The 24,349-nt window shown below is 62.4% G+C and carries 19 protein-coding genes; 13 read left to right on the top strand and 6 right to left on the bottom strand.

Annotation, left to right across the window (positions count from 1 at the left end):
* Nucleotides 1-75: 75 nt before the first annotated feature.
* Nucleotides 76-2,235 (bottom strand): TonB-dependent receptor plug domain-containing protein, encoded by a 2,160-nt coding sequence (locus BM297_RS02445; protein ID WP_245768185.1) that lies wholly within the window; start codon nucleotides 2,233-2,235, stop codon nucleotides 76-78.
* A gap of 553 nt (nucleotides 2,236-2,788) precedes the next feature.
* On the opposite strand from BM297_RS02445, the gene BM297_RS02440 reads away from it, so the two are divergent.
* The gene (locus BM297_RS02440) at nucleotides 2,789-4,162 is read left to right on the top strand and encodes a tyrosine-type recombinase/integrase (RefSeq protein WP_092427950.1); all 1,374 of its coding nucleotides are present in this window, start codon (nucleotides 2,789-2,791) and stop codon (nucleotides 4,160-4,162) included.
* A 155-nt stretch (nucleotides 4,163-4,317) separates the two neighbouring features.
* On the opposite strand, the gene BM297_RS02435 is transcribed toward BM297_RS02440, so the two are convergent.
* The 5 genes from BM297_RS02435 to BM297_RS02415 all read right to left on the bottom strand — a co-directional run bounded on the left by BM297_RS02435 (nucleotide 4,318) and on the right by BM297_RS02415 (nucleotide 13,218).
* Entirely contained in the window at nucleotides 4,318-5,634 is a 1,317-nt protein-coding gene (locus BM297_RS02435) for a DUF1329 domain-containing protein (protein ID WP_092427948.1), read from the bottom strand.
* Between the two features lie 19 nt (nucleotides 5,635-5,653).
* Nucleotides 5,654-7,537, bottom strand: coding sequence for a DUF1302 family protein (locus BM297_RS02430; RefSeq protein ID WP_092427946.1), 1,884 nt, complete (start codon nucleotides 7,535-7,537; stop codon nucleotides 5,654-5,656).
* Nucleotides 7,538-7,580: 43 nt separating this feature from the next.
* Complete coding sequence (locus tag BM297_RS02425) at nucleotides 7,581-10,040, bottom strand: efflux RND transporter permease subunit (protein WP_092427944.1); 2,460 nt, start codon at nucleotides 10,038-10,040, stop codon at nucleotides 7,581-7,583.
* Between the two features lie 10 nt (nucleotides 10,041-10,050).
* The gene (locus BM297_RS02420; RefSeq protein ID WP_092428606.1) at nucleotides 10,051-11,070 is read right to left on the bottom strand and encodes a WD40/YVTN/BNR-like repeat-containing protein; all 1,020 of its coding nucleotides are present in this window, start codon (nucleotides 11,068-11,070) and stop codon (nucleotides 10,051-10,053) included.
* Between the two features lie 456 nt (nucleotides 11,071-11,526).
* On the bottom strand, nucleotides 11,527-13,218 hold the full coding sequence (locus BM297_RS02415) for a sigma-54-dependent Fis family transcriptional regulator (protein WP_092427942.1): 1,692 nt from the start codon (nucleotides 13,216-13,218) through the stop codon (nucleotides 11,527-11,529).
* A gap of 165 nt (nucleotides 13,219-13,383) precedes the next feature.
* Between BM297_RS02415 and BM297_RS02410 the strand changes: the two genes are divergently transcribed.
* The 12 genes from BM297_RS02410 to dmpG all read left to right on the top strand — a co-directional run bounded on the left by BM297_RS02410 (nucleotide 13,384) and on the right by dmpG (nucleotide 24,322).
* Complete coding sequence (locus tag BM297_RS02410; protein ID WP_092427940.1) at nucleotides 13,384-14,475, top strand: IS5 family transposase; 1,092 nt, start codon at nucleotides 13,384-13,386, stop codon at nucleotides 14,473-14,475.
* Nucleotides 14,476-15,012: 537 nt separating this feature from the next.
* Entirely contained in the window at nucleotides 15,013-15,282 is a 270-nt protein-coding gene (locus BM297_RS02405) for a phenol hydroxylase subunit (protein WP_090348280.1), read from the top strand.
* Nucleotides 15,283-15,331: 49 nt separating this feature from the next.
* Nucleotides 15,332-16,318: an aromatic/alkene monooxygenase hydroxylase subunit beta gene (locus BM297_RS02400; RefSeq protein WP_092427938.1), complete on the top strand. Its 987-nt coding sequence runs from the start codon at nucleotides 15,332-15,334 to the stop codon at nucleotides 16,316-16,318.
* 16 nt (nucleotides 16,319-16,334) lie between these two features.
* A complete protein-coding gene (locus BM297_RS02395; RefSeq protein ID WP_090348278.1) occupies nucleotides 16,335-16,604 on the top strand; it encodes an MmoB/DmpM family protein in 270 nt (89 codons plus the stop codon).
* Between the two features lie 14 nt (nucleotides 16,605-16,618).
* Complete coding sequence (locus tag BM297_RS02390) at nucleotides 16,619-18,160, top strand: aromatic/alkene/methane monooxygenase hydroxylase/oxygenase subunit alpha (RefSeq protein WP_092427936.1); 1,542 nt, start codon at nucleotides 16,619-16,621, stop codon at nucleotides 18,158-18,160.
* 91 nt (nucleotides 18,161-18,251) lie between these two features.
* Nucleotides 18,252-18,611, top strand: coding sequence for a phenol hydroxylase subunit P4 (locus tag BM297_RS02385; RefSeq protein ID WP_090348276.1), 360 nt, complete (start codon nucleotides 18,252-18,254; stop codon nucleotides 18,609-18,611).
* A gap of 10 nt (nucleotides 18,612-18,621) precedes the next feature.
* On the top strand, nucleotides 18,622-19,683 hold the full coding sequence (locus BM297_RS02380; protein WP_092427934.1) for an NADH:ubiquinone reductase (Na(+)-transporting) subunit F: 1,062 nt from the start codon (nucleotides 18,622-18,624) through the stop codon (nucleotides 19,681-19,683).
* A gap of 8 nt (nucleotides 19,684-19,691) precedes the next feature.
* Nucleotides 19,692-20,006, top strand: a complete 315-nt coding sequence (locus BM297_RS02375) for a 2Fe-2S iron-sulfur cluster-binding protein (protein ID WP_090348274.1) — start codon at nucleotides 19,692-19,694, stop codon at nucleotides 20,004-20,006.
* A gap of 70 nt (nucleotides 20,007-20,076) precedes the next feature.
* The gene (locus tag BM297_RS02370; RefSeq protein ID WP_092427932.1) at nucleotides 20,077-21,000 is read left to right on the top strand and encodes a catechol 2,3-dioxygenase; all 924 of its coding nucleotides are present in this window, start codon (nucleotides 20,077-20,079) and stop codon (nucleotides 20,998-21,000) included.
* Between the two features lie 209 nt (nucleotides 21,001-21,209).
* Nucleotides 21,210-22,073, top strand: a complete 864-nt coding sequence (locus tag BM297_RS02365; protein WP_092427930.1) for an alpha/beta fold hydrolase — start codon at nucleotides 21,210-21,212, stop codon at nucleotides 22,071-22,073.
* Nucleotides 22,074-22,344: 271 nt separating this feature from the next.
* Nucleotides 22,345-23,268, top strand: a complete 924-nt coding sequence (locus tag BM297_RS02360) for an acetaldehyde dehydrogenase (acetylating) (RefSeq protein ID WP_090312213.1) — start codon at nucleotides 22,345-22,347, stop codon at nucleotides 23,266-23,268.
* 13 nt (nucleotides 23,269-23,281) lie between these two features.
* On the top strand, nucleotides 23,282-24,322 hold the full coding sequence (dmpG, locus tag BM297_RS02355) for a 4-hydroxy-2-oxovalerate aldolase (protein WP_092427928.1): 1,041 nt from the start codon (nucleotides 23,282-23,284) through the stop codon (nucleotides 24,320-24,322).
* Nucleotides 24,323-24,349 lie beyond the last annotated feature (27 nt).

The raw sequence follows: 24,349 nt of genomic DNA, 5'->3' as shown, positions 1-24,349 counted from the left end.
TCACCCGTTCTGCACCAGCCCACGGGATAGCGATGAGCGGCAACCGGCGCGGGCTGTGGGCCGGCATCCATCGGCTTAGAACGCAACCTGAGCGCTGAAGTAGACCTGGCGGCGGTCGTCGTAGAGGTTTTCCCGCCAGGTCAGCGCCTCGTCATCCAGCCGCTGCTGCAGCACGCCGGCCAGCTCAAGATCGGTGCGACCCAGACTGAAGCGCTTGGCCAGGCGCAGGTCGAGCCGCTCGAAGCGGCGCTCGTTGAGCAGGTCGGCGCCGTAGTAGAACAGGCCGCTCGACCAGCCACGCCCCCAGTCGTGCATCCAGCCGCCGGAGCCGCTGTAGCGAGCGGTCAGGCGGCGGTCGCTCTTGTGCGAGGCGTCGAAGTCGACATACGCGTAGGTCAGGCGCAGGCGATCGCGCAGGCCGAGCTGCCAGTCGATCTCGGTCTCGGCGCCGCGGAACCACATCCAGTGCTTGTTGCTCGGCACGAATTCCTTGACGTCCAGCGGCTCGCTGATCATCCGGTGGATTTCGTCGTTGAACACCTTTATATCGATGCTCAGGCCGAAATCGAAGTGGCCGTTGTAGCCGATTTCCCGCGAACGCATGATTTCCTGGTCGAGATCGCCCGGACCGGTGGCGTAGGCGAAGGCATAGGCGGAGTCGCGCCCGGCGAGGCCGGTCACATTGCTCAACCGGTAGCGCCAGTCGACGTTGTTCTCCTGCATGTCCGGCGAGCGGATGGCTTCCGAGTAGACGAAACGCAGGCCGTGGCGCGGGGTGATCAGGTAGTTGAGCGCTACCCGCGGCGTCAGCGTTTCGCCACTGAGCTTGTCGCTTTCGTACATGACGCCGCCCTGCAGCACGACATGTTCGGTCAGATACCACTCCAGGTGACCGAACAGCCGCCCGATGTCGTTGCTGACGCGACCGTTGAAGTAGGTCTGCGAGTCGCTGCGGTCATGGCGGTAGCCGATGCCGCTGAGCAGGCGCAGGTTGTCGGTCAGGCTGAGGGTATCCTGCAGCTCCAGGTCGTAGCGGGTCTCGTCGATGTCCTGGTTGACGTCGCCGCACACTGCGGTGCGGGTCGTCGGGTCGTCGTAGAACTTGTTCATGATGGCGAAGCCCAGCACCTCCTCCTCGGCGCTGCCCGGCGGCGGGGACGGCACTCGGAAATCAAGTTCCTCGCCGATATTGATGTAGTCGGCGACGTCCTCGACATACTCGGGGTTCATCGCGAACAGCCGGGCCACGTCGGGATCGAAGGCCAGGGCGACATCGCAGGTCCGCCAGCTCTGACGGCGCTCCCAGCGCTGCGCGTAGATCTGCAGCTGGACGCTGTGGCTCGGGTCGAGGTCGACATTCCAGCGCAGCGAGCCGGCAAAGTCGCGCGCGGTAACATCCTTGTCGGTGTCGCCCGGCTCGACGATGTTCTCCACCATCGGCTCGTCTTCGAAATCGTAGTTGCGCTGGTTGCTGCCCTCCTTGGCCGCCAGCTGCCAGTCCAGCGCCTGGTTGTCCGCCAGGCTGTGGCTGGCGCTCAGCTGCATGCGTGTGCTGCGCCGGCTGTCGCGGTACTTCTCGCCCCAGTCGGTATGGTGGAAGCCGTTGTCCTCCTGCCCCGACAGCGACAGGCGAAAATCGCCGCTGCCGGCGCGGAAACCCTCGCTGGCGTACCAGTCGTCGACGCCGCGCTCGCCGCGGGTGTACTTCAGGCGGCTGCCCTGGCTGTCGACTGGCCGGCGACTGGTGATGCTGATCACCCCCATCAGGGCGTTTGCGCCGTAACTGACCGTGTTCGGCCCGCGAAACACCTCGATGCGCTCGATATCCTCGATGGCCAGCGGGATGTCGCCCCAGTCCACGGTGGCGAGCCCGGGGCGGTACACCGAACGGCCGTCGACCAGCACCTGCAGGCGGCGTGCCTCGGTGGCGCGGCTGCCGTGGTAGTTGACCGTGGCCAGGTTGCCCTTGGCGTAGCCGCTGTAGCCGACCATCATCCCCGGCACCAGGCGCATCAGCTCGGGAATATCGCGCGCACCGCTGGCCTCGATCAGTGCGCGATCAAGCACCGTGACGCTGCCCGGCACCGCCGCCGGGGACTGTTTGAGGCGAGTGGCGGTGAGCACTGCAGGCAGTGGCTCGTCACTGTCCAGAAACAGGTCGGAAGCCCACCCGGCAGGGCTGCTGAGCAGTCCGGGCAGCAGGGTAAGCAGGACGAAACGGCGCAAAGTGGGCACGGCGGAATCTTCGCAGGCGAGACAAAGGGCGAGATTTTAACCGAGTGCGCTGGCAGTAGTCTGCGGCAGATCTCAGCGGAAAGGGCAATCGCATGAATGGTTCTTGCACACTGGCATCAAGGAAATTTGGGCTTCTGATTAAAAAGCAAACAGCCAGGCTGGCTCAGTGCGAAATCCAGCTTGTACGCTTACATGAAAATGGGTCGATTGCGTCTACGCAACGCTGCATGCGATTGCCTTGGGTGGCCACCTTGCGTGGCCAAGCACAAACGGTCACCAGAACGTAAAAATCGCACAAACAAAAAAGCCTGGTCATTTCTGACCAGGCTCTAATGTAGGGATTTGTTGGTCGGGACGGAGTGATTCGAACACTCGACCCCTTGCACCCCATATAGGTTTGATATGGTCCACTCTCGACCACCAAAGCCTAGCATGTGCTCTGAAACGCCCGTATTTGCTGGACCTCTCTCTTATCACTGTCTTCTGGTTTCCGCTATTATCCATCCAAAGCTAGGCACAAACGGTCACCAAACGGTCACCAGTGGAGAACGGCATGGGCGAAATCACCGACCGGCAGATGGGTACCAAGCCAGCCGATAAAGATATCTGGCTAAACGAATCCGCCCCGAAGGGGTATGGCCGTTTTATTGCCAGGATTACGCCCAGTGGCGATCGCCTTTTCTACTTCCGTTACACTGACTCAAATGGGAAACGAGTCCGGCTCCCCTTGGGTGCTTATGACCGTAACGGTACCACCGGATTAACCTTGAAGGCCGCCCGCCAGCGCGCGCGCGAACTAGCCGACCTGTATTTGAGCGGTATTACCGACCTGCGTGAACACTTGGCAGCCGAAGAAGCCGCTCGTATTGCTGCCCGTGATGCAGAGCTCGCGCGTCTGGCTGCCGAGAAAGCTGCTACTGAAGCGGAGCAAGCCCGCCACGCTGCCCGCAAAAGTGTTGCCGAGCTGTTCGAGCACTGGGCAAGGGTGGATCTGGTAAACCGCAAGGACGGCGGTGCAGAGGTGCGCCGGATGTTCGAAAAGGACGTGCTGCCGATTCTGAGCAAGCTGGCAGTAGCCGACGTGAAAAAAGGTCATATCACCGAAGTGACGGACGCCCTACTAGCCCGTGGCGTCAACCGCATGGCCAAGCTGATCTTTTCGTTAATGCGGCAGATGTTCCGCTTTGCCGTAGACCGCGACTTGATCGAGCATGACCCCAGCGCCAGCATTCGCAAAGCCAAGATTGGCGGAAAAGACGTTGAACGTGACCGAGTGCTCAGTGACGACGAAATTCGAACCTTAGCCAAGAATGCCCCAGAGGCCGGCCTGCTGGCCACATCCGAGGCGGCGATCTGGATTGCTCTTTCCACCTGCTGCCGGATTGGTGAGCTGCTAGCCGCCCGCTGGGAGCATATCGACCTAAAGCAAGGCATCTGGCTGATCCCTGCCGAAAACAGCAAAAACGGCAAGGCGCACACCATCACCCTGTCACCCTTCGCCGCCCGACAGTTCGAGCGTGTGCAAGAGGTCAACGGCAAATCTGCTTGGTGCTACCCGAACACTGACAACAGCGGCCCGGTATGCCCAAAGACCGTGACCAAGCAGCTAGGCGACCGCCAACGCACGCTCGAGCAGGGCACCATGAGCCGCCGCAGCGCCAAAGCACAAGCCCTACTGCTACCTGGCGGCAAGTGGACACCACACGACCTGCGCCGCACTGGAGCCACGATCATGACCGCATTAGGAGTGCTGCCAGAGGTGGCAGAGCGGTGCCTCAACCACACAGAGGAAAACAAGGTGAAACGCACTTACCAGCGACACAGCTACGCCGCAGAGATGGCCGCCGCCTGGTGCTTGCTGGGCAACCGCTTGAACATGCTGACCCGCTCGGACGCAGATAATCTAGTGACATTCAAGCGAGCGTAATCGAGTACCGGCCTGCCCAGCCTGACGTCGCGAACACATACTCCCCCATTGCGTTCCGATACGACAAGCTGAAGCGAAATTACCCTTCTATCTGGAACACTCGAAAAAGACGAGGCCGGCAAATGCCGGCCTCGTGCTGTTGGGGTGGGAAGGACTCAGTTGCCGGTGGCGCGCATGTGCTGGACGCTGAACATCTCCGGCGGGCTGAGCTTGGCATCGACAACGCCCTTGAACTGGCCGGAGGTGCAGTGCATGGCCTGCACGTCGATCATGCTGAAGCTGTCGTCGATCGACACCCCGCTGCCCTTGTTGACCGGCAGGTGATGGTCAGGGTGGGCCTGGCCGATGGTGAAGGTCTTCCACAGCGTGCCCTTGCGGTCATAGGAGATGGTGCGCGGCACGGTGAACGTCTGTGCATCCATGTAGTGCACACGCTTGGCCAGCGGGTGGCTGGCATCCACCGGGGCGGACTCCACCTCGTAGACCTTGCGCAGCTGCCAGGTGATATTGGGGAAGCAGCCGCCCTGGCCGCCGAAGGCCACCACCTTGTAACCGTCGCTGTCCTGATGGGTCTCGTTGTCCAACTGCAGCTCGTTGTGGTTATAGAACGGCATGAGCATGAAACGGGTCCCCTTGTAGGTCCACTTCATGTCGGAGATTCGTCCGTTGTAGCCCTCGAAGTCCTCGATCATCAGGTCCGAGCCGAGGAATGCGTCGGTCACCTGACCAGTGGCTAGGCGGCGCACTCGACGCTGGAAGCCGAGGTACAGCCAGGAGTTGTCACGCTTGAGGTCGTCCTCGGCGCGGTGGATCAGCAGCTGGGTGTTGCGCACGTCGTGCGGCTCCAGCACGTTGACGTAAATGCCGCGGAACAGCTGCGAGGGGTTGGGGGAGATCGCCGGCTTGGGATCTTGGTTGACCCGCCCGGTGAAGTTGAGGAAGTGGAAGTTGAACTTGATTGTGCGCTCCACCTTGCCGGAGTCCATGTCGCGGAACTTCCAGTAGAACGGATAGACGGCGGCGCTATCTCCCCAGTTATAGCCGTACTTGTAGTTCCAGGCGAGTTTTTCACCGGCGCGCGGGTCGTTGGCGTCCGGCTCCTCCGGGAACGGTCGTCCGGCGCTCCAGCCCTGAATCTCGCCTGTCTTGCCACCCAGCTTGACCTGATCCATGCCCTTACGGGTGGCCTCGACGTAGTTTGGGTGCAGGTCAAAGGAGGTGGTCTCACCAACCTTCAGCTCGGCCCAGCCCTTCTCGATGAAACTGTAGAAGGCCGGGTCGATGATGTCCTTGAACTGGGCGACGTTGCCTTTGTTGATGGTCATGCCGGCACTCAGACCGGCGGCCTTCGGCACGTCGCTCTTGTACGGGTAGAAGGACTTCTCGATCACCGTTTCGGCGCCGGCCAGGGCCTGGCCGGCGACCAGAGCGAGGCTCAGGGCGGTCAGGCGGAAGAGGTTATTGTTATGCATTTTTCCGTTCCTCGTGTGATCAGAAGCTGTAGCGCATGGTGAGCTGGAGTTCGTCTTCTTTCTGCGCCATGCCTATCGGGCCGGCGCGGAAGCGACCGAGCGGCTCGTAGCCGCCGAGACCCACGCTGTAGCCGGCTGGCTGGCCAGCGCTGGTGAAGGGGTCCCAGGGGTTGCAGCTGCGGCAGTCGTCGTACTCGCGGGCGCCGCGGCCGACCTTGACGTTGGCGCCGGCGATGATGCGCAGGTTGTCGCTGAACAAGTACTCGACGCTCGGTGCGATGGCGGTGGCCTTGGCCCGGAAGTCATGAGCAGCGAGCAGCTGCGGACTGAGGCGGTCGTTCATCCACCAACCCTTGAACAGAAGGGTGGCGATCCAGTTCTCTTCCCAGTCCGGCATGCCGACCTTGCCCAGCGCGCGCTTCTCCTCCTGGTGCTCGTGGATGTGCTGGCCGAACAGCTGGCCGGAGATCAGGAAGGCGCGCCCTGGGTTGAGGAAGGGGATGAACACGTTCTTGTCCGCACCGATCACGTAGCGGGTCACGTCGGACTCGGAGAACAGTCGCGTCTGCAGGGTGTTGGCGAACTCCTCGCCATCGGTGTGCGCCAGCTCGAAGCGGAACACGGTGTCGATGGCCTGGGAGTAGTAGTCCATCGAACCGCCGATCAGATTTACCCGAGGAAAGTGGATGTCGAAGGCGATCAGGCTTGGCCACACGCCGGTCTCGCCGGTGAAGCCGTTCTGCGCCGGGATTCCGCCGCGCAGCGAGGGCAACTGCGAGCGATAGGTCAGCGCATTCAGCGAGAACCCAAGGTCACCGTAAACCCCTTCCAGCTTCATGCCGAACTGGGTGTTGGACAGGCTCCACGACGGCATGTGCGCCTTGCGGATACCAATCTGTCCGGGCCCGAAGTCGGTGGCAGTATCACCAAAGGCGAAGTTGGAGACGGTGCCGCCGTTCTCCCACAGGTTGTTCATGCCACGAAAGAAACAAGACGCGTCGAGGATCGAGTTGGGCGTACCGCACTGGCCAAGGTTGTGTGGACGGAACTTGTCGAAGTTCCACACGAACGACAAGTTGAGGTCGTCGAACACCTCGCCAGCACCCATGCGCCAGTCGGCCTTGGCGATCCACATTGGGATGCGGATGTCTTCCAGCTCGTCGTAGATGTTGTTGCGCGAGTAGTCGATCGGGTTGATCACGTCGAGCACGCGGAACAGGTCGGTACGGCCCCAGATCACCTGCTGCTTACCGACCCGCCAGCTGACCATGTCACCGTTGGGCAAGTCGTGGTCGAAGTCCATGTACAGCTCACGGATGAAGTCCAGGCGCTCGTTAAACTCGGGAAAGCGCAGGTCGTTGGTACTGGCGTCGAGGTAGTCGTCGATGCAGCCACGGCTATCCTTGTCGCACGGCCGCACCGGTACACCGAAGCCCACCCCACCACTGGTCCGGTGCAGGTTTTCACCAAGGACAATCATCCCCTCGTTGGGATTATTGGCCACGTCGAAGGTATTCGGCAGTTTCAGGCCGCCGCCATGCGGCACGGAAGCCGCCGGATTGAGGCTGCCGGTGTCTTCAAGCTGGATGGCGCCCCCCGCGCCACTGCCGTATTCGCTGGAGTTGAGGTCGTAGACGCCGTCGTAGGTGCCGCGGAAGGTCCCGTGGAACTTGATATTGCTCAGCCCTCCACGATCTTCCAGCTGGCGGTCGGCATTGACCTGTACGGTGTTGCGGAATTTCGACAGGCCGGCCGTGTCGCGCACGTAGGTGGCGTTCTCGTAGAAACCAGTGATGCGGGTTTCCTCGGCCACCGCCATGGCCAAGGGAGTAAGACTCAGGCTGGCACCACCGAATACGGCGAGCCCCAGGTTGCGCAGCTGTCTTGTTGTTCTTTTCTGCATGGCAGTTCCTCTAACGGTCATGAGCAGGACAGCTCGCCCGGCCTCAGGCCGAGCGAGCAACCCCGTACGGCAACCCGTCGTCGGCCCTGGTCTGGGCCGCCGGCAGGGATTCGGCAGGCTGGTCGTGGTCGGCGTGGATGATGCCGTCTTCATCAACGTAGGCGTCGGTGATGAAGCGCGGCTTGAACACCAGCACCCAGGCCGGCGCCAGCAGCATGGCGGCTATGCCGTTGATCACGATCATCACGCACAGCAGCATGGCGGCGTCGGCCTGGAAGCGCAGGTCGGAGAGCAGCACCCACATGATGATGCCGGCCATCAGGGTCAGTGCGGTGAAGCTGATCGCCATGCCAGTGGTGGCGATGGCACGGTGCACGGCGTGGGATAGGTTGCCGCTCTTGACCATCTCCTCGCGGATGCGGTCCATCATGTAGATTGAGTAGTCGATGCCCACGCCGATGCCCACGGCGATCACCGGCACCGTGTTGATGTCGATGCTCATCCCGGCCAGGCCCATGTAGGCGTAGGTCAGTACGGTGGCGAACAGCATGGCCATCAGCATCATCAGGCCGGCATGCCAGCTGGTGTAGAACACCATGACGAAGGCGAAAATCAGCAGGAACACCAGCGGCAGCACCACCAAATTGGTTTCGAACGCCGACTCGTTCATCGACGCGGCGACGCCGAGGGTGCCGCCGGCCAGGCGGATGGTCAGGCCCGGAACCTCCTCGCCGTGCTCGGCGATCCACTGCTTGGCCATGTGCATGGCGCGGCGGATGGTCTCGCCCTGGCGGTCCTTGTAGTAGAAGACCAGGTTGGCGATGCGGTCGTCGGTGTCGTTGAACTCGTCTAGGGCGCCGGGGATCGGGCTGGAGGCCATGTAGGTGAACATCAGCCCGCCGACGTAATCGGCGTCGTGGGGGATCTGGAACCAGCGCGGGTCGTCGTTGTGCATCAGCCGGTTGACCTGCTTGATCAGGTCCGGCAGGCCCTTGCTGCCTCCCACCGCGGGGTCGGCGAGCATGTGCGACTGCAGCGACTGCAGCGCCTGCAGCACTTCCGGGCGTTTGATGCCGCCCTTCTCGGCGTGCTCGGCGATGATGTACAGCTCCTCGGAGCCGGGAAAGCGCTCGTTGATAGCCTTGGACGACACGTTGTAGTCGTGTTCAGGATAGAGGATCGGCGAGCCGGGCTCGGAGTCACCAATCTTCACCAGCGAGGAGGCCCAAAGGCCGGCTAGGATGGCCGCGGCCGCCAGCCACAGCAGCTTGCTGGCGGCGCCGGGACGCGACACGGTTGCAGCGCAGCTGGCGCCGATGTGTCGCAGGAAAGTTTCCTTGATCTCCGGATTTTTCGGCTGCGGCAGGATCGACAGCAGTAGCGGCACACCGATCAGCACCGAGAAGATCACCGTGGTCGCCCACAGCGAGGCATATATGCCCAGCTTGGTGTTGAGAGCGATAGAGCCGATGGCGATCAGCGCCAGGCCAATGGCGTCCGAGGCAATGCCTAGGGTACCGGGGCGGAACAGACTGTCGAAAGTGGCGCGCGCGGCCAGCTGGCCGTCGCCGAGTTCGCGCACCTCAGCGTAGTAGCGCTCGACCAGCTGCACGCCGTGGCTCATGGCGCGGGCAGCGATCAGGAAGGGGATCACCAGGCCCAGCGGGTCAAGGTTGTAGCCGAGCAGACTGATGATGCCCAGGCCCCAGATGGTCGAGATCATCACCCCGCCCAGCGGGATCAGCACGCCGTAGGCCTTGCGGAAGTGGAACACTAGCAGCGCCAGCATGGCCAGCACGGTGAACACGAAGATCTGCAGGATCTGCTCCATGTAGGTGTAGGCCCAGCCGACCAGCACCGGCTGGCCGGTGGCGTACAGAGTCACATCGTCGCGGGTTTCCGCCTGGCGCAAGGCCTGCAGCTGGGCGAAGGTCTTCTCGTAGTCGAGTTGGCCCTCGATCAGCTGCGCCTTGACCAGCGCCACCTTGAGGTCAGGCGATACCAGCGGGCCGTAAACCCGTGGGTTGGCCACCACGTCGGCCTTCATCGCCGCTAGCTGGGCGTCGTCGAGCGGGCCGAACTCGGCCTGGTAGTAGGACTCGGAGTTGATGCTGCCGACCTCGGTGAGCCAGATCTTGCGCGAGTTGCGGTGGGTCAGGCTGCTGACCAGGTTATGGTTGACCCCCGGCAGGCTGTCGACACCCTGGGTGACACGGTCGAGGGTGGCTAGGTTCTCGTTGCTGAACAGGTCGCCATCCTTGAACTCGACGCCGATCACCAGCACGTTGGCGCCGCCGAAGGTGTCCTTGATGCTGTTGTGCAGCTGGATGTACGGATGCTCTTGGGGCAGCAGGTCGGCAAAGTCGGTGTAGACCTTGAGCGCCGGGATGCGCAGGGCGAAGAAGATGGTCAGCGCGGCAATGATCGCCAGTACCGTACGCGGGTGGCGGAACAGCCAGACCTTAGCCAGATGGAAGACGTGGGTGAAATGATGCATGGACATGGTCAGAGCCTCACTGAGCCTGGGCGGCCAGGGCCGGACGGGTATCGAGATTGAGCAGTAGGCCGCGGCCGCCGGCGACGGTCAGACGATGGTCGTTGCTACTGCTGGCGGCACGCAGGTAAACCGGCGCGTTGGGGGTCGGCAGGGTTTCCCAGCGCTCGCCGGCCAGGCGCAGCACGCTGCTGTGGTCGCCTATGGCGAACAGACCGTCACGGTTGGCACTGAAGTTGAATATCGGCGCGGCCGACGGGGTGATTTGGCGCTGCCAGCTCTCGCCGCCATCGCTGGTGTGGTAGATGAAGCCGTTGAGGCCGCCGACCCAGCCCTCCTCCAGGCTGGCGAAGTGGCTGGCGTGCGGATAGAACTCGTCCGGCAGGCTGCCGGCCTGCTGCCAGCTGGTGCCACCGTCACCACTGATGTACACCAGGCCGAACTCGCCGGTGAGTACCGCCTGCTGCGCGTCGAGGAACTGCAGGGTAGTCAGCGTGGCGTCCTCGTCCAGGCTGTTCTCCTCCCAGTTATCGCCTTGGTCGCTGCTGCTCAGCAGGGTGCTGTAGCTTCCGGCCACCCACCAACTGCCGTCCGGGGCACAGGTGGAGGTCATCATCTGTTCCTTGGTCGGCAGCTCGAGGGACTGCCAACTGAGACCGTCGTCGCGGCTGTGCCACAGGCGGTTGTCGAAGCCGAGGGCGATGAAGCTGCCGTCACCGCAGGCGTCGAGGTCGATGATGCTGGCGCCGCTGGCGATCTGCCGGCGCTGCCAGTTCGAACCCTGGTCGGCGCTGGCGAGCAGTACGCCGTCGTTGCCGGCCAGCAGGGCCACCCGCGGGTTGGCGGCCATGGCCTGGTAGAAGTCTGTGCGCTGGCTGGCCTGTTGGCTCTGCTGTTCGACGCCGGCCAGATCGAGGGCGGCCTCGCAACCGGTTAGGGCCGCAGGCAAGGCGAGCAGAACGGAGAGGCTGCGCAGTGCACGCAGGGATTGTGGGCGCAGGCCGCTACGGCCGTGCGCTGACGCGGGAAAGCGGAGCATCAGGGTCACCACTACTGTCTTGTTTTTGTTGAGAAGCAGTTGGATGACCTATAGCAACCGCTGTGCCAAGCCTCGCACGGCGCTCCAGCTATCAACTAACGTATTGATACGTAATGATTTTTTATAATTTCGATGAGTGCGCGATTACTTCCCGCCGCTATCGGGAAGGCCTGCACTTAAGCAACTGGTAAAGTCGCGCGGGGGCTTGTCCAAATGCTAAAACATCCGGTGCAGGGCCTAGGGGGCTGTCGACGTTTCGCGGCAGGGGCATTGAGGAAGAAGAGCAAATCCGCAGAACTGAGGCTCCTACACCAATAACCCTGCGGGGTTGTAATGCCCCGATTGATGCTCAGTGACGAGCTTTGGCCGAGGCTGGAAAAAATTCCAGATTCAGCAGGCCATTTGCCACAGGCAGTGTGCTGGAGGCTCTGGTAGCTCTAGCGAGCTCCTACATCGCTACTCCTCTTGAAACTCGAAGCCAATCTTCTTCAGCCTGTAGGCCAGGGCTGCGCGGGTCATGCCAAGGAGACGCGCGGCGCCCGACACGTTCTGGCTGCTGCGCTCCATGGCCTCGCGCATCAGAGCAGCCTCTACCTCCTCAAGACTGACTCCCTCTGCGAGGATCTCGGAGAGCCATTGACTGCGCTGAACCAGATCACCAGCGCTGGACAAGCGACGGACGCCTATTCTCTGCCTCTTCAGCTCCAGACCGGGGAACAGCGCCTCGACGCTGATGCTCTCGTTGCTGTCGGTAAGGATCACCCCACGCTCAATGACGTTTTCCAGCTCGCGGATGTTGCCCGGCCAGGCATACTGCTGGCAGGCCTCGATGGCGCGGTCGGACAGGCCAAGGGTCTTCTTGCCGTACTCGTCGTGGAACTTCTTGAGAAAGTGTTCGACCAGCAATGGGATGTCCTCACGGCGCTCACGCAGCGGCGGTATCTGCACCGGGAACACATTGAGACGGTAGAACAGGTCAGCGCGGAAGCGCCCAGCCTGTACCGCCTCAGCGAGATCCTCGTTGGTCGCGGCTATTACCCGTACGTCTATCTTTCGTGCGTGATAGCCGCCGACCCTCTCCAGCTCACCCTCCTGTAGCACGCGCAGCAGTGTGGCCTGGGCGCGCGGGGTAAGCTCGATAACCTCGTCGAGGAAGATAGTGCCGCCATGGGCGCGCTCGAAGCGCCCGGGGCGCGACTGTATGGCGCCGGTATAGGCACCTTTCTCGACACCGAACAGCTCCGCCTCGATCAGGTCTGGCGGAATCGCTGCGCAGTTCACCGGCACGAATAGCTGATCAGCACGCGCGCTGCGCAGGTGCACGCTACGCGCGATGACCTCCTTGCCGACTCCGGTCTCACCGAGCAGCAGCACAGACACTTTGCCGCGCGCCGCCTTGTCGATTATCTGGCAGACCCGCTGGTAGGCCTGGGACTGACCGATACCGTAGTACTGGCCATCCTGACTCTGTAGACGGCTGCGAAGGCAGGTGATCTGCGACTGTAGCTCGTAGAGCTCGTCAATCACCGGATCGCTCTTGAAATAAGCCCTAAACTCGGCAGCATCCTCCCAGTCTTCGGCTCTCTTACCGATCACCCTGCACTTGTCGTCGCCACAGCCGCGACAGCTGACCTCCTTGTAGATGATCTCGCGGCCCATGAAAGACGAAGAATAGCCGCAGGCATAGCCGAGTAGCGTCCAGCAAACCGGCTGCTCCATCAGGCCCAGTTCAGTCTGGCAGATATCTACCTCGAATGAGTCAATCCATTCTGCCTCGACATAAAAGCGGCCCGTTTCGATGTCGATGTCAGCGTTAACAACGGGCGTACGAGCCATGCCTTTGAGCATATGCAGCTGCGGACCGGCAAGAAAGTTGTCCAGCTCGCTGCTGTTAGGTCGGAGCTTGCGCGTCAGCTCGGCATCCTTAAGACCGGACTGATAACCCAGGCGCAGGAAGAACCCCTTGGCACGCTCGACACCAAGCAGATTAATGATCTCGCGGCGGAAGTTGGCTAGCGACGAGAGCGGCATCAGCAACATTCGCTGTTCGCCGAACCAGATCTTGCCTTCCTCGCTAAGGAAATGGATCAGATCACTCAGGTCATGAACATCAGGGTATGGCAGCTGTTGATTGTTCTTCTTGGTCATTAGGCATATCCCCTGATTATAGTTGTGAAGGGGGGCTCCCGGCGCCCTGTGGAGCTACGGCGGGACACGGCCCTAGCAGCCTGTTGAAATTCGCCCACGCCCTGTCTGACTTTGCGGCATGAGGTTTACGATATCGGCTCCAGCTTGCCAGAGCCCTCGATTGTCATGCGCGGAGCCGATATCACTCAGGAAGCACTGTTCACTGTCGCCAAGCTCGACGATTTCGTACCGGTGGATCACCCCCTGCGAGAAATCCGCAAGCTGGCAGACGCTGCTCTGCAGCGGATGAGTGGCCTGTTCGACACGCTTTATGCAGATACAGGGCGTGCCTCGATTGCCCCTGAGAAACTGATGCGGGCGCAGTTGCTGCAATTGTTCTACTCGCTGCGTAGCGAGCGCATGCTCATGGAGCAGCTTGGCTACAACCTGCTGTTTCGCTGGTTCGTTGGGTTGGCCATCGATGATCCGGTGTGGGACCACTCGGTGTTTTCAAAGAACCGCGACCGTCTGAATGGTCAGGCGGTGACCGCAGAGTTTCTGAGCGAAGTGGTGCGCCTGGCCGAGAAGCAGGGGCTGATTTCGGATGAGCACTTTTCGGTCGACGGCACACTGCTGCAGGCTTGGGCCTCGCAGAAGAGCTTCCGTCCCAAGGACGATCCTCCGGATGCTCAAGGGCCTGGTCCCCGTAATGCCCAGCCTGATTTCAAAGGTCAGAAGCGCAGCAACGATACCCATGCCTCGACCAGCGATCCGGATGCCCGGCTCTATCGCAAAAGTCACAACACCGGTGCTCAGTTGAGCTACATGGGGCATGTGCTCATGGAGCACCGCAGCGGCCTGGTGCGCAGTGCACGCGTGAGCCTGGCCAGTGGGCGCGGCGAACGCGAGACGGCGCTGGCCATGCTGAGTGAACTGGGTGGCCGCCGTCGGCGCACCCTGGCCGCGGACAAGGCCTATGACACGGCAGACTTCGTGGCCGCCTGTCGCGCCCTCGGCGTGACACCTCATGTGGCCCAGAATACCAGTGGCCGGCGCAGTGCTATCGACGGCCGCACGACGCGTCATGCCGGCTATGCCCTGAGCTTGAAGATCCGTGCCTGGATCGAAACCCACTTCGGCTGGCTCAAGGCGACGGCAGGGCTTCGCCAAGTGAAGCAGCGAGGCCTCGAGCGCGTCGAAGCGCTGTTCCAGTTGGCCATGGCCGCGAGCAACCTGGTGCGCTTGCCGAAGCTGATAGCTGCAGGCACACGCGCATGAGCCTGCTCACGGGGAAGGTGCGTCCAGATCGAGCTAAATCCCGTGATTTACCCTGCGCTATGCCTTGAAAAAGATCTATGCGCCGCGCCCACAGCTGCATACGGAGCAGTGGGCGCGGTCATAGTGGCGAATTTCAACAGGCTGCTAGCGGCAGAGCGCGATATAGAAGCCTGTAACGCAAAAAAAAACAACCAATCGAGCAAGGCGCACCCCACCCACAGGGCTTGTGGAGCTGCTCAATCATCACATCAATCGCCAATCCAGGCCTTGCACAAGCCCTCCCCGCCTGTGTCGACATCTTCACCTGTGCATTTGCACAAGCACATCGGTTGATTCTCCAAATGATCAAAGCCCCACCCCACCCTGGCCGCCCGCCAAGGACCAAAAAGCTCTGAAAAACGGCCGATCTTAGCCGCCGATAAAGCAAAAAATCCTTTTGCATCAACAGCTTATAAAAAATCCAAACCACCCGCCGAGACCCTGGCACAGCTGTTGCTCTATTGCTCCAGGCAAGCAGCGCAACCTGGAGATACCGAGATGACTGCATCGGACAATAACTTTGAGCAGCTCAAACGCTACGTCCGCGTCCGCAGCGAGCCCGAAGCCAAGTTCGTGGAGTTTGACTTCGCCATTGGCTACCCCGACCTGTTCGTCGAGTTGGTGCTGCCGCATGAGGCCTTTGTGTCGTTCTGTAGCCACAACAACGTGGTGTTCATGGATGCCGAGATGGCCGCAGCGGTGGACGAGGACATGGTCAAGTGGCGCTTTGGCGACGCTGGCCGCCGAATGCCTAAGACCACGAACTGACAGGCCTGCAACGCGCAACCGCACACAAAAACAACACGGTACGGTCGACATGAACATTGAAATCAAAACGCACGCGGTGGAACCGATCCGCCAAACCTTCAGCCACACTCGCCGTCGCTTCGGTGATAAGCCCGCCAGCCGCTATCAGGAAGCCAGCTTCGACCTCGAGCCCAAGGTCAACTTCCACTACCGTCCGCAGTGGCAGCCAGACAAGCTTCTCAACGATCCAACCCGTACCTGCATCCGCATGAACGACTGGTATGCGGTCGTCGATCCGCGCCAGTTCTACTACGGCGCCTATGTGCAGACCCGTGCACGTATGCAGGAAACCACCGAGCACGACTTCGCCTTCTGCGAGAAACGCGACCTGCTGGGCCGCCTGAGTAACGAGCAGCGCGAGCGCGTAGCCCGCCTGCTGCTCCCTCTGCGCCACGCAGAGTTGGGCGCCAACATGAACAACAGCAGCATTGCCGCCGACGGTTTCGCTACCACAGTCACTCAACAGCATATGTTCCATGCCATGGACCGTCTGGGCATCGCCCAGTACCTGTCGCGCATAGGCTTGATGCTCGACGGTGGCACCGGCGAATCCCTCGACGCTGCCAAGCAACAGTGGATGCACGCCCCGGAGTGGCAGGGCCTGCGCCGCCTGGTCGAGGACAGCCTGGTAGTCAAGGACTGGTTTGAGCTGAGTCTGCTACAGAACCTGGTCAGCGACGGGCTGTTGTTCCCACTGATCTATCAAAAGCTCGACGAGACCCTGAGCGCAGAAGGCGCCGGCGACGTCGGCATGCTCACTGAGTTCATGCGCAATTGGTACGCCGAAACCACTCGCTGGGTCGACGCCATGGTCAAGACCGTGGCCGCCGAGCGCACCGAGAACCGGGAGCAGATCGAAGCCTGGATTGATCACTGGCAGGGGCGCGTCATTGAGGCGCTGGCACCGCTGGCCAAGGTTGGCCCTGGCCATGAAGCCTTGGCGGCCGTTCAGCAGGACTTCGCTGCACGCTTGAAGAAACTCGGCCTGTTCAACTGACTGAAGGTACGCAGACATGTCACTGGTTTTTATCGTCCTGCAGGACAACGACAACGCCCGCTACCTGGTGGAAGGCATCGTCGAGGACAACCCTCAGGCCAAGGTGCTGCATCAGCCGGCGCTGATCCGCATCGAGGCGGAAAACCGTCTGGAGATCCGCCGCGACACCATGGAGGAGAAGTTCGGTCGCACCTGGGACGTCCAGGAGATGCTGGTGGATGTAATCACCATCGGCGGCAACGTCGATGAAGACGAGGAGCGTTTCGTCCTCGAGTGGAAAAACTGATTGGGAGCCGCGAGATGACCACCAACAACAAGAAAAAGCTCGGCCTGAAAGACAAGTACCGCTACCTGACCCGCGACCTCGACTGGGAGCCCAGCTACCAGAAGAAAGAGGACATCTTCCCCTTCGAACAGTTCGAGGGCATCAAGATCACCGACTGGGACAAGTGGGAGGACCCCTTCCGCCTGACCATGGACGCCTATTGGAAGTACCAGGCGGAGAAGGAGAAGAAGCTCTACGCGATCCTCGACGCCTTCGCCCAGAACAATGGTCAGCAGAGCATCTCCGACGCGCGCTATGTCAACGCGCTGAAACTATTCATCAGCGGCATCAGCCCCTGTGAGTACGGGGCATACCAGGGCTTTGCCCGGGTCGGTCGGCACTTCAGCGGCAGCGGAGCGCGCGTCGCCTGCCAGATGCAGGCGATCGACGAACTGCGTCACGTGCAGACCCAAGTGCACGCGATGAGTCACTACAACAAGCACTTCGACGGCCTGCATGACTTCTCTCACATGCACGACCGCGTGTGGTACCTCTCGGTGCCCAAGTCGTTCTTCGACGACGCACGCGCTGCGGGGCCCTTCGAGTTCCTCACTGCGATCTCGTTCTCTTTCGAGTACGTGCTGACCAACCTGCTGTTCGTGCCGTTCATGTCCGGCGCGGCCTACAACGGCGACATGGCCACCGTCACCTTCGGCTTTTCGGCCCAGTCCGATGAGGCGCGGCACATGACCCTAGGCCTCGAGGTGATCAAATTCATTCTCGAGCAGCATGAGGACAACTTGCCAATTGTCCAGGGCTGGATCGACAAGTGGTTCTGGCGCGGCAACCGCCTGCTGAGTCTGGTCGGCATGATGATGGACTACATGCTGCCGAATAAGGTGATGTCCTGGGCCGAGGCCTGGGAGGTGTACTTCGAGCAAGCTGGCGGCGCACTGTTCAAGGATTTGGCCCGCTACGGCATCCGTCCCCCCAAGTACGTCGAGCAGTGCCCGGAGGCGAAGCAACATATCACCCACCAGATCTGGGCCGCCCTCTACCAGTACAGCCAGGCGACCAACTTCCATACCTGGATGCCCAGCGACGAGGAGATGGACTGGCTGTCGGCCAAGTACCCGGAAACCTTCGACAAGTACTACCGCGCGCGTTTCACCTTCTGGCGCGAGCAGCAGGAAAAGGGCGAGCGCTTCTACAACAACACCCTGCCGCAACTGTGCCAGGTGTGCCAGATCCCGGCCATCTTCACCGAGCCGGGCGATCCGACACGCCTCAGCCATCGCAGCCATGTGCACGAGGGCGAGCGCTACCACTTCTGTTCGGATGGCTGCTGCGACATCTTCAAGAACGAGCCGGAGAAGTACGTGCAGGCTTGGATGCCGACGCACCAGATATACCAAGGCAACTGCGGTGGCGCCGACATCGAGTCGGTGGTGCGCGACTACTACAACATCAACATCGGCGAGGACAACTTCGAGTATCTCGGCTCGCGGGATCACCGCCGCTGGCAGGAGTGGAAAGGCGAGAAACCCGCCGCCGATGAGCTGCCCAAGGCCGGCTGACGCAACGCTGCGGGGTGGCCAACCACCCCGCATGTTCTCCTCCAAACGCCCTATTCCTGCCTCCAAGAACAAGAGAAAAGAGGGACACGAAATGACCGTCAAATCCATCGGCGAATACAGCTTCCGCCCGCTAGACCTGCAGGAAAACTTCCACGGCCAGCAACTGCTCTACGTCAGCTGGGACCGCCACCTGATGTACTGCGCGCCCTTCGCCCTGCTGGTGGCGCCGGCGCAAACCTTCGCCGAGCTCATCGAGCAGGTACTGCGGCCGGCCATCGCCGCCCACCCCGACAGCGCCCGCGCCGATCTGAGCAGCGCCATCTGGTACCTGAACGACGAACCGTTCCAGCCCGACCTCGCCACCAGCCTGGAAGCCAACGGGCTGCGCCATAAGGACATGCTGCGTCTTGATACACCCGGTCTGAACGGTATTGCCGGTTCCTGCAGCTGAGGGTTTTGCCATGAGCTACCAAGTCACCATCGAACCGACCGGCGACGTGATCGCGGTCGAGGACGGCCAGACCATCTTGCAGGCCGCCCTGCGCCAGGGCGTCTGGCTGCCCTTCGCCTGTGGCCATGGCACCTGTGCCACCTGCAAGGTCCAGGTACTCGACGGCGAGGTCGAGATCGGCGCTGCCTCGCCCTTCGCCCTGATGGACGTCGAGCGCGACGAGGGCAAGGTGCTGGCGTGCTGCGCCACCGTGCAGAGTGACGTGACCATCGAGGCTGAAATTGATGTAGATCCGGACTTCGCCGGTCACCCGGTGGACGACTTCACGGCCACGGTCAGTGCCATCGTCGACTTGTCTCCGACCATCAAGGGGCTGCACCTAAAGCTCGACCGGCCGATGGCCTTCCAGGCCGGCCAGTACGTCAACCTCGAGCTGCCCGGTATCGATGGCAGCCGCGCCTTCTCGCTGGCCAATCCGCCGAGCAAGGCCGACGAGGTGGAGCTGCACATCCGTCTGGTTGAGGGCGGCGCGGCCACCAGCTTCATCCACCAGCAGATCAAGGTGGGTGACACGGCGAAGCTGTCCGGCCCCTACGGCCAGTTCTTCGTGCGCGACTCTCAGGCCGGCGACCTGATCTTCATCGCCGGCGGTTCAGGGCTATCCAGCCCGCAGTCGATGATCCTCGACCTGCTGGCACGCGGCGACACCCGTCAGATCACTCTGTTCCAGGGCGCGCGCAATGTCGCTGAGCTGTACAACCACGAGCTGTTCGAGCACCTGGCCGCCGAACACGCCAATTTCACCTATGTGCCAGCGCTCAACCAGGCGGCCGAGGACGACAACTGGAAGGGCTTCAAGGGCTTTGTCCACGACGCTGCCAAGGCGCATTTCGACGGCCGCTTCAGCGGACACAAGGCCTACCTGTGCGGCCCGCCGCCGATGATCGACGCAGCCATTACCACGTTGATGCAGGGCAGGCTATTCGAGCGCGACATCTTCATGGAGCGTTTCTTCACTGCCGCCGACGGCAATGCCGATAGCACCCGTTCCGCGCTGTTCAAGCGCATCTGAGGTGAGCCATGGGACAGTCCTTTCATGTCACCGAAGTATGCAGCGGTAGCCATTTCGAGTGCGATACAGAGCAGTCGGTGCTGGCGGCCATGGAGCAGCAGCACCATCACTGCGTGCCGGTCGGTTGCCGCGGCGGCGGATGTGGGTTGTGCCTGGTGCGGGTGGTCCGCGGTGAGTTCGACTGCGGCCGCATGAGCGCTCGACACGTACCGCCAGAAATCCGCGCGCAGGGCCGGGTGCTGGCCTGCCGACTCTACCCACGTAGCGACCTGGCTATAGAGCGCCATCCGGAAACAGTCGTTTCCGGGAGCAATCCGGGCTAGCAAAGTCCAGGATCCGAAGTCGGATCCATGATGTTTTAGACCCAACAAAAAAGACAACAGAGGTGTCGAGATGAACAAAGGTGTAATGCGCCCCGGCCACATCCAAGTGCGCGTACTGGACATGGCCCAGGCCTTGGAACACTACGTCGAGCTTCTGGGCCTGATCGAGGTCGACCGCGACGAGAGCGGCCGCGTCTACCTCAAGGCGTGGAGCGAGGTCGACAAATTCTCGCTGGTACTGCGCGAAGCCGATGAGGCCGGCATGGACTTCATGGGTTTCAAGGTGATCAACGAAGCCGCCCTCGGCCAGTTGACCGAGGATCTCGTAGCATTCGGCTGCCCGGTGGAGAGTATCCCTGCCGGTGAGCTGAAGGGCTGTGGCCGCCGTATCCGCTTCAGCGCACCGTCCGGCCACCGCTTCGAGCTGTTCGCCGAGAAGGAGCAGACTGGCAAGTGGGGGCTCGCCGAGATCAACCCGGAAGCCTGGCCGCGCGGCCTCAAGGGCATGCGGGCGATGCGCTTCGATCATGCGCTCATGTATGGCGACGAGCTGCCGGAAACCCTACGCCTGTTCACCGAGGTGCTCGGCTTCGATCTGGCCGAGCAGGTGGTAGACCCGCACGGCAACCGCATCGCCCAGTTTTTTACTTGCAGCATGAAGGCTCATGACGTGGCGTTCATCCAGCACGCTGAGAAGGGCAAGCTGCACCATGTCTCGTTCTTCTTGGAGACGTGGGAAGGCGTGCTGCGCGCCGCCGACCTGATCAGCATGACCGACACCTCGATCGACATCGGCCCGACCCGCCACGGCCTGACCCACGGCAAGACCATCTACTTCTTCGACCCCTCCGGCAACCGTAACGAGGTGTTCTGTGGTGGCGACTACCACTACCCGGACCACCCACCGGTGACCTGGACCACAGACCAACTGGGCAAGGCGATCTTCTACCACGACCGCCAGCTCAACGAGCGCTTCCTCTCCGTCTTGACCTGACACCGAGACTGCGTCCGCGAAAGAGATCAAACACTTCATCAGCAGCGCATATGTCGGCTCAGCCAGCGGCAAGCTGTTCGAGAACGTCAACTTGGCCAACGTCCAAGTGATCGGCGGGATCCACGAAGCCGGCAAGGCCGACGTGGGTACCGTAATCGAGGCCGCGCGCGCCGCGCTGAAGAATATCTGCGTAAAACTGTGAGGAAGTCATGGCCCAATCCCTATCCAGCCCAGAAATCGGCCGCGAGATCGTCGCCGCCGGCTACCGCACCAACCTGCATGACCAAGGCGAAGGCGCACCGGTCCTGCTCATCCACGGCTCGGGCCCCGGCGTGACCGCCTGGGCCAACTGGCGCGGGATCATCCCACAGCTGGCGCAGCACCGCCTAGTGATCGCCCCGGACATGCTCGGCTTCGGCTACAGCGAGCGTCCGACCGATCAGCAGTACAGCCAGCAGCGCTGGGTCGAGCATGCCATCGGCGTGCTCGACACCCTCGGCATTCAGCAGGCCGACATCGTCGGCAACTCGTTTGGCGGCGGCCTGGCGCTGGCGCTGGCCATCCGCCATCCCGAGCGCGTGCGCCGGCTGGTGCTGATGGGCAGCGTCGGTGTGAGCTTTCCGATCACCGCAGGGCTGGAGATGGCCTGGGGCTACACCCCGTCGCTGGCCAACATGCGCCAGCTGCTCGACGTGTTCGCCTACGACCGCAACCTCGTCAACGACGAACTGGCCGAGCTGCGCTATCAGGCGAGCATCCGTCCGGGCTTCCAGGAGTCGTTCTCCGCCATGTTCCCACCTCCGCGCCAGAACGGCGTCGACGACCTGGCCAGCAGCGAAGCCGACATCCGCGCCCTGCCCCACGAGGCTCTGGTCATCCATGGCCGCGAGGACCAGATCATCCCGCTCGAGGCCTCGCTGACCCTCGCCCAGTGGCTGCCGCGCAGCCAGCTGCACGTCTTCGGCCAGTGCGGTCACTGGACCCAGATTGAACATGCCGGCCGTTTCGCGCGTTTGGTCGAGGACTTCCTCGCCGAGGCCGACGCTGCTGATCAACAGCAAAACCGCGCATGAACCAGGAGCTGATCCAGCGGCTCGGCGATGAGCTCTACCTGGCCATGCTGAACCGCGAAGCCATGGAGCCGCTGACCAGCCGTTTTGATCTGTCCATCGACGACGCATAGCAGATCTCCCTGCGCATGCTCGAGCGCCGCCTGGCGTCCGGCGAGCACACCCTCGGCCACTTCGGCTCCCTGGTGCCTCTGGGGCCGGCGACTTGAGCGCGTCGACATCGGCAGCGCCAGCGTGCGCTTCGTCTGACCAGAACAATAAAGGGAACCATCCCATGAGCAAGAAACTGAAAGCGGCGATCATCGGCCCGGGCAACATCGGCACCGACCTGGTGATGAAGATGCTGCGCTCCGAGTGGATCGAGCCGGTGTGGATGGTCGGCATCGACCCCGAGTCCGACGGCCTCAAGCGCGCCCGCGAGTTCGGCCTGAAGACCACCTGCGAGGGCGTCGACGGCCTGCTGCCGCACGTCATCGCCGACGACATCCGCGTCGCCTTCGACGCCACCTCGGCCTACGCCCACGCCGAGAACAGCCGCAAGCTCAACGAGCTGGGCGTGCTGATGATCGACCTGACTCCGGCCGCCATCGGTCCGTTCTGCGTGCCGCCGGTGAACCTCAAGGAACACGTCGGCAAGCTGGAAATGAACGTCAACATGGTCACCTGCGGCGGCCAGGCGACCATCCCGATGGTCGCCGCGGTGTCGCGCGTGCAGCCGGTAGCCTACGGCGAGATCGTCGCCACCGTGTCGTCGCGTTCGGTCGGCCCGGGCACCCGCAAGAACATCGACGAGTTCACCCGCACCACCGCCGGCGCCATCGAGAAGGTCGGCGGGGCGAAGGAAGGCAAGGCGATCATCATCATCAACCCGGCCGAGCCGCCGCTGATGATGCGCGACACCATCCACTGCCTGACCGAGAGCGAGCCGGACCGCGACGCCATCACCGCGTCGGTGCACGCCATGCTCGCCGAGGTGCAGAAGTACGTGCCGGGCTACCGCCTGAAGAACGGCCCGGTGTTCGATGGCAACCGCGTGTCGATCTTCATGGAGGTCGAGGGCCTAGGCGACTACCTGCCCAAGTACGCCGGCAACCTGGACATCATGACCGCCGCCGGTCTGCGCACCGCCGAGATGTTCGCCGAGGAAATCGCCGCCGGCACCATCCAACTGCCGAGCCGCGAAGCTGCACTGGCCTGAGGGGAATAGCACGATGAATCTGCAAGGCAAGCAAGTCACCCTGCACGACATGAGCCTGCGCGACGGCATGCACGCCAAGCGCCACCAGATCAGCCTCGAGCAGATGGTCGCCGTGGCCACCGGCCTCGACGCCGCCGGCATGCCGCTGATCGAGATCACCCACGGCGACGGCTTGGGCGGTCGCTCGATCAACTACGGCTTCCCGGCGCACAGCGACGAGGAATACCTGAGCACGGTGATCCCGCAGCTCAAGCAGGCCAAGGTTTCCGCCCTGCTGCTGCCGGGCATCGGTACGGTCGACCACCTGAAGATGGCGGTGGATTGCGGCGTGTCGACCATCCGCGTCGCCACCCACTGCACCGAGGCCGACGTCTCCGAGCAGCACATCGGCATGGCCGCGAAGATGGGCGTCGACACCGTCGGCTTCCTGATGATGGGGCACATGACCAGCCCCGAGAAGATCCTCGAGCAGGCCCGCCTGATGGAAAGCTACGGCGCCAACTGCATCTACTGCACCGACTCGGCCGGCTTCATGCTGCCCGACGAGGTCGGCGAGAAGATCGGCCTGCTGCGCGCCGAGCTGAACCCGGCCACCCAGGTCGGCTTCCACGGCCACCACAACATGGGCATGGCCATCGCCAACTCGCTGGCCGCCATCGAGGCCGGTGCGGTGCGCATCGACGGCTCGGTGGCAGGCCTCGGCGCTGGCGCCGGCAACACCCCGCTGGAAGTGCTGTGCGCCGTACTGGCGCGCATGGGCGCCGAGACCGGCATCGACCTGTACAAGATCATGGACGTCGCCGAGGACCTGGTGGTGCCGCTGATGGACCAGCCGATCCGCGTCGACCGCGATGCCCTGACCCTGGGCTACGCTGGCGTGTACAGCTCGTTCCTGCTGTTCGCCCAGCGCGCCGAGAAGAAGTACGGCGTGCCGGCCCGTGACATCCTCGTAGAGCTTGGCCGCCGCGGTACCGTCGGCGGCCAGGAAGACATGATCGAAGACCTGGCCCTCGACATGGCCAAGGCCCGCCAGACCCAGAAGGTGACCGCATGAACCGTACCCTGACCCGCGAACAGGTGC

The sequence above is a fragment of the Geopseudomonas sagittaria genome (genome assembly GCF_900115715.1).
Lineage (GTDB): Bacteria > Pseudomonadota > Gammaproteobacteria > Pseudomonadales > Pseudomonadaceae > Geopseudomonas > Geopseudomonas sagittaria.
The sequence above is the reverse complement of the archived record's forward strand: the minus strand, read 5'-3'. Positions and strand labels throughout refer to the sequence as shown.

Excerpts from the sequence above, each read along its gene's own strand:
- BM297_RS02440 (WP_092427950.1), top strand. The coding sequence starts at position 2,789 with ATGGGCGAAATCACCGACCGGCAGATGGGTACCAAGCCAGCCGATAAA.
- BM297_RS02435 (WP_092427948.1), bottom strand. The coding sequence starts at position 5,634 with ATGCATAACAATAACCTCTTCCGCCTGACCGCCCTGAGCCTCGCTCTG.
- BM297_RS02430 (WP_092427946.1), bottom strand. The coding sequence starts at position 7,537 with ATGCAGAAAAGAACAACAAGACAGCTGCGCAACCTGGGGCTCGCCGTA.
- BM297_RS02425 (WP_092427944.1), bottom strand. The coding sequence starts at position 10,040 with ATGTCCATGCATCATTTCACCCACGTCTTCCATCTGGCTAAGGTCTGG.
- BM297_RS02420 (WP_092428606.1), bottom strand. The coding sequence starts at position 11,070 with ATGCTCCGCTTTCCCGCGTCAGCGCACGGCCGTAGCGGCCTGCGCCCA.
- BM297_RS02415 (WP_092427942.1), bottom strand. The coding sequence starts at position 13,218 with ATGACCAAGAAGAACAATCAACAGCTGCCATACCCTGATGTTCATGAC.
- BM297_RS02410 (WP_092427940.1), top strand. The coding sequence starts at position 13,384 with ATGCGCGGAGCCGATATCACTCAGGAAGCACTGTTCACTGTCGCCAAG.
- BM297_RS02405 (WP_090348280.1), top strand. The coding sequence starts at position 15,013 with ATGACTGCATCGGACAATAACTTTGAGCAGCTCAAACGCTACGTCCGC.
- BM297_RS02400 (WP_092427938.1), top strand. The coding sequence starts at position 15,332 with ATGAACATTGAAATCAAAACGCACGCGGTGGAACCGATCCGCCAAACC.
- BM297_RS02395 (WP_090348278.1), top strand. The coding sequence starts at position 16,335 with ATGTCACTGGTTTTTATCGTCCTGCAGGACAACGACAACGCCCGCTAC.
- BM297_RS02390 (WP_092427936.1), top strand. The coding sequence starts at position 16,619 with ATGACCACCAACAACAAGAAAAAGCTCGGCCTGAAAGACAAGTACCGC.
- BM297_RS02385 (WP_090348276.1), top strand. The coding sequence starts at position 18,252 with ATGACCGTCAAATCCATCGGCGAATACAGCTTCCGCCCGCTAGACCTG.
- BM297_RS02380 (WP_092427934.1), top strand. The coding sequence starts at position 18,622 with ATGAGCTACCAAGTCACCATCGAACCGACCGGCGACGTGATCGCGGTC.
- BM297_RS02375 (WP_090348274.1), top strand. The coding sequence starts at position 19,692 with ATGGGACAGTCCTTTCATGTCACCGAAGTATGCAGCGGTAGCCATTTC.
- BM297_RS02370 (WP_092427932.1), top strand. The coding sequence starts at position 20,077 with ATGAACAAAGGTGTAATGCGCCCCGGCCACATCCAAGTGCGCGTACTG.
- BM297_RS02365 (WP_092427930.1), top strand. The coding sequence starts at position 21,210 with ATGGCCCAATCCCTATCCAGCCCAGAAATCGGCCGCGAGATCGTCGCC.
- BM297_RS02360 (WP_090312213.1), top strand. The coding sequence starts at position 22,345 with ATGAGCAAGAAACTGAAAGCGGCGATCATCGGCCCGGGCAACATCGGC.
- dmpG (WP_092427928.1), top strand. The coding sequence starts at position 23,282 with ATGAATCTGCAAGGCAAGCAAGTCACCCTGCACGACATGAGCCTGCGC.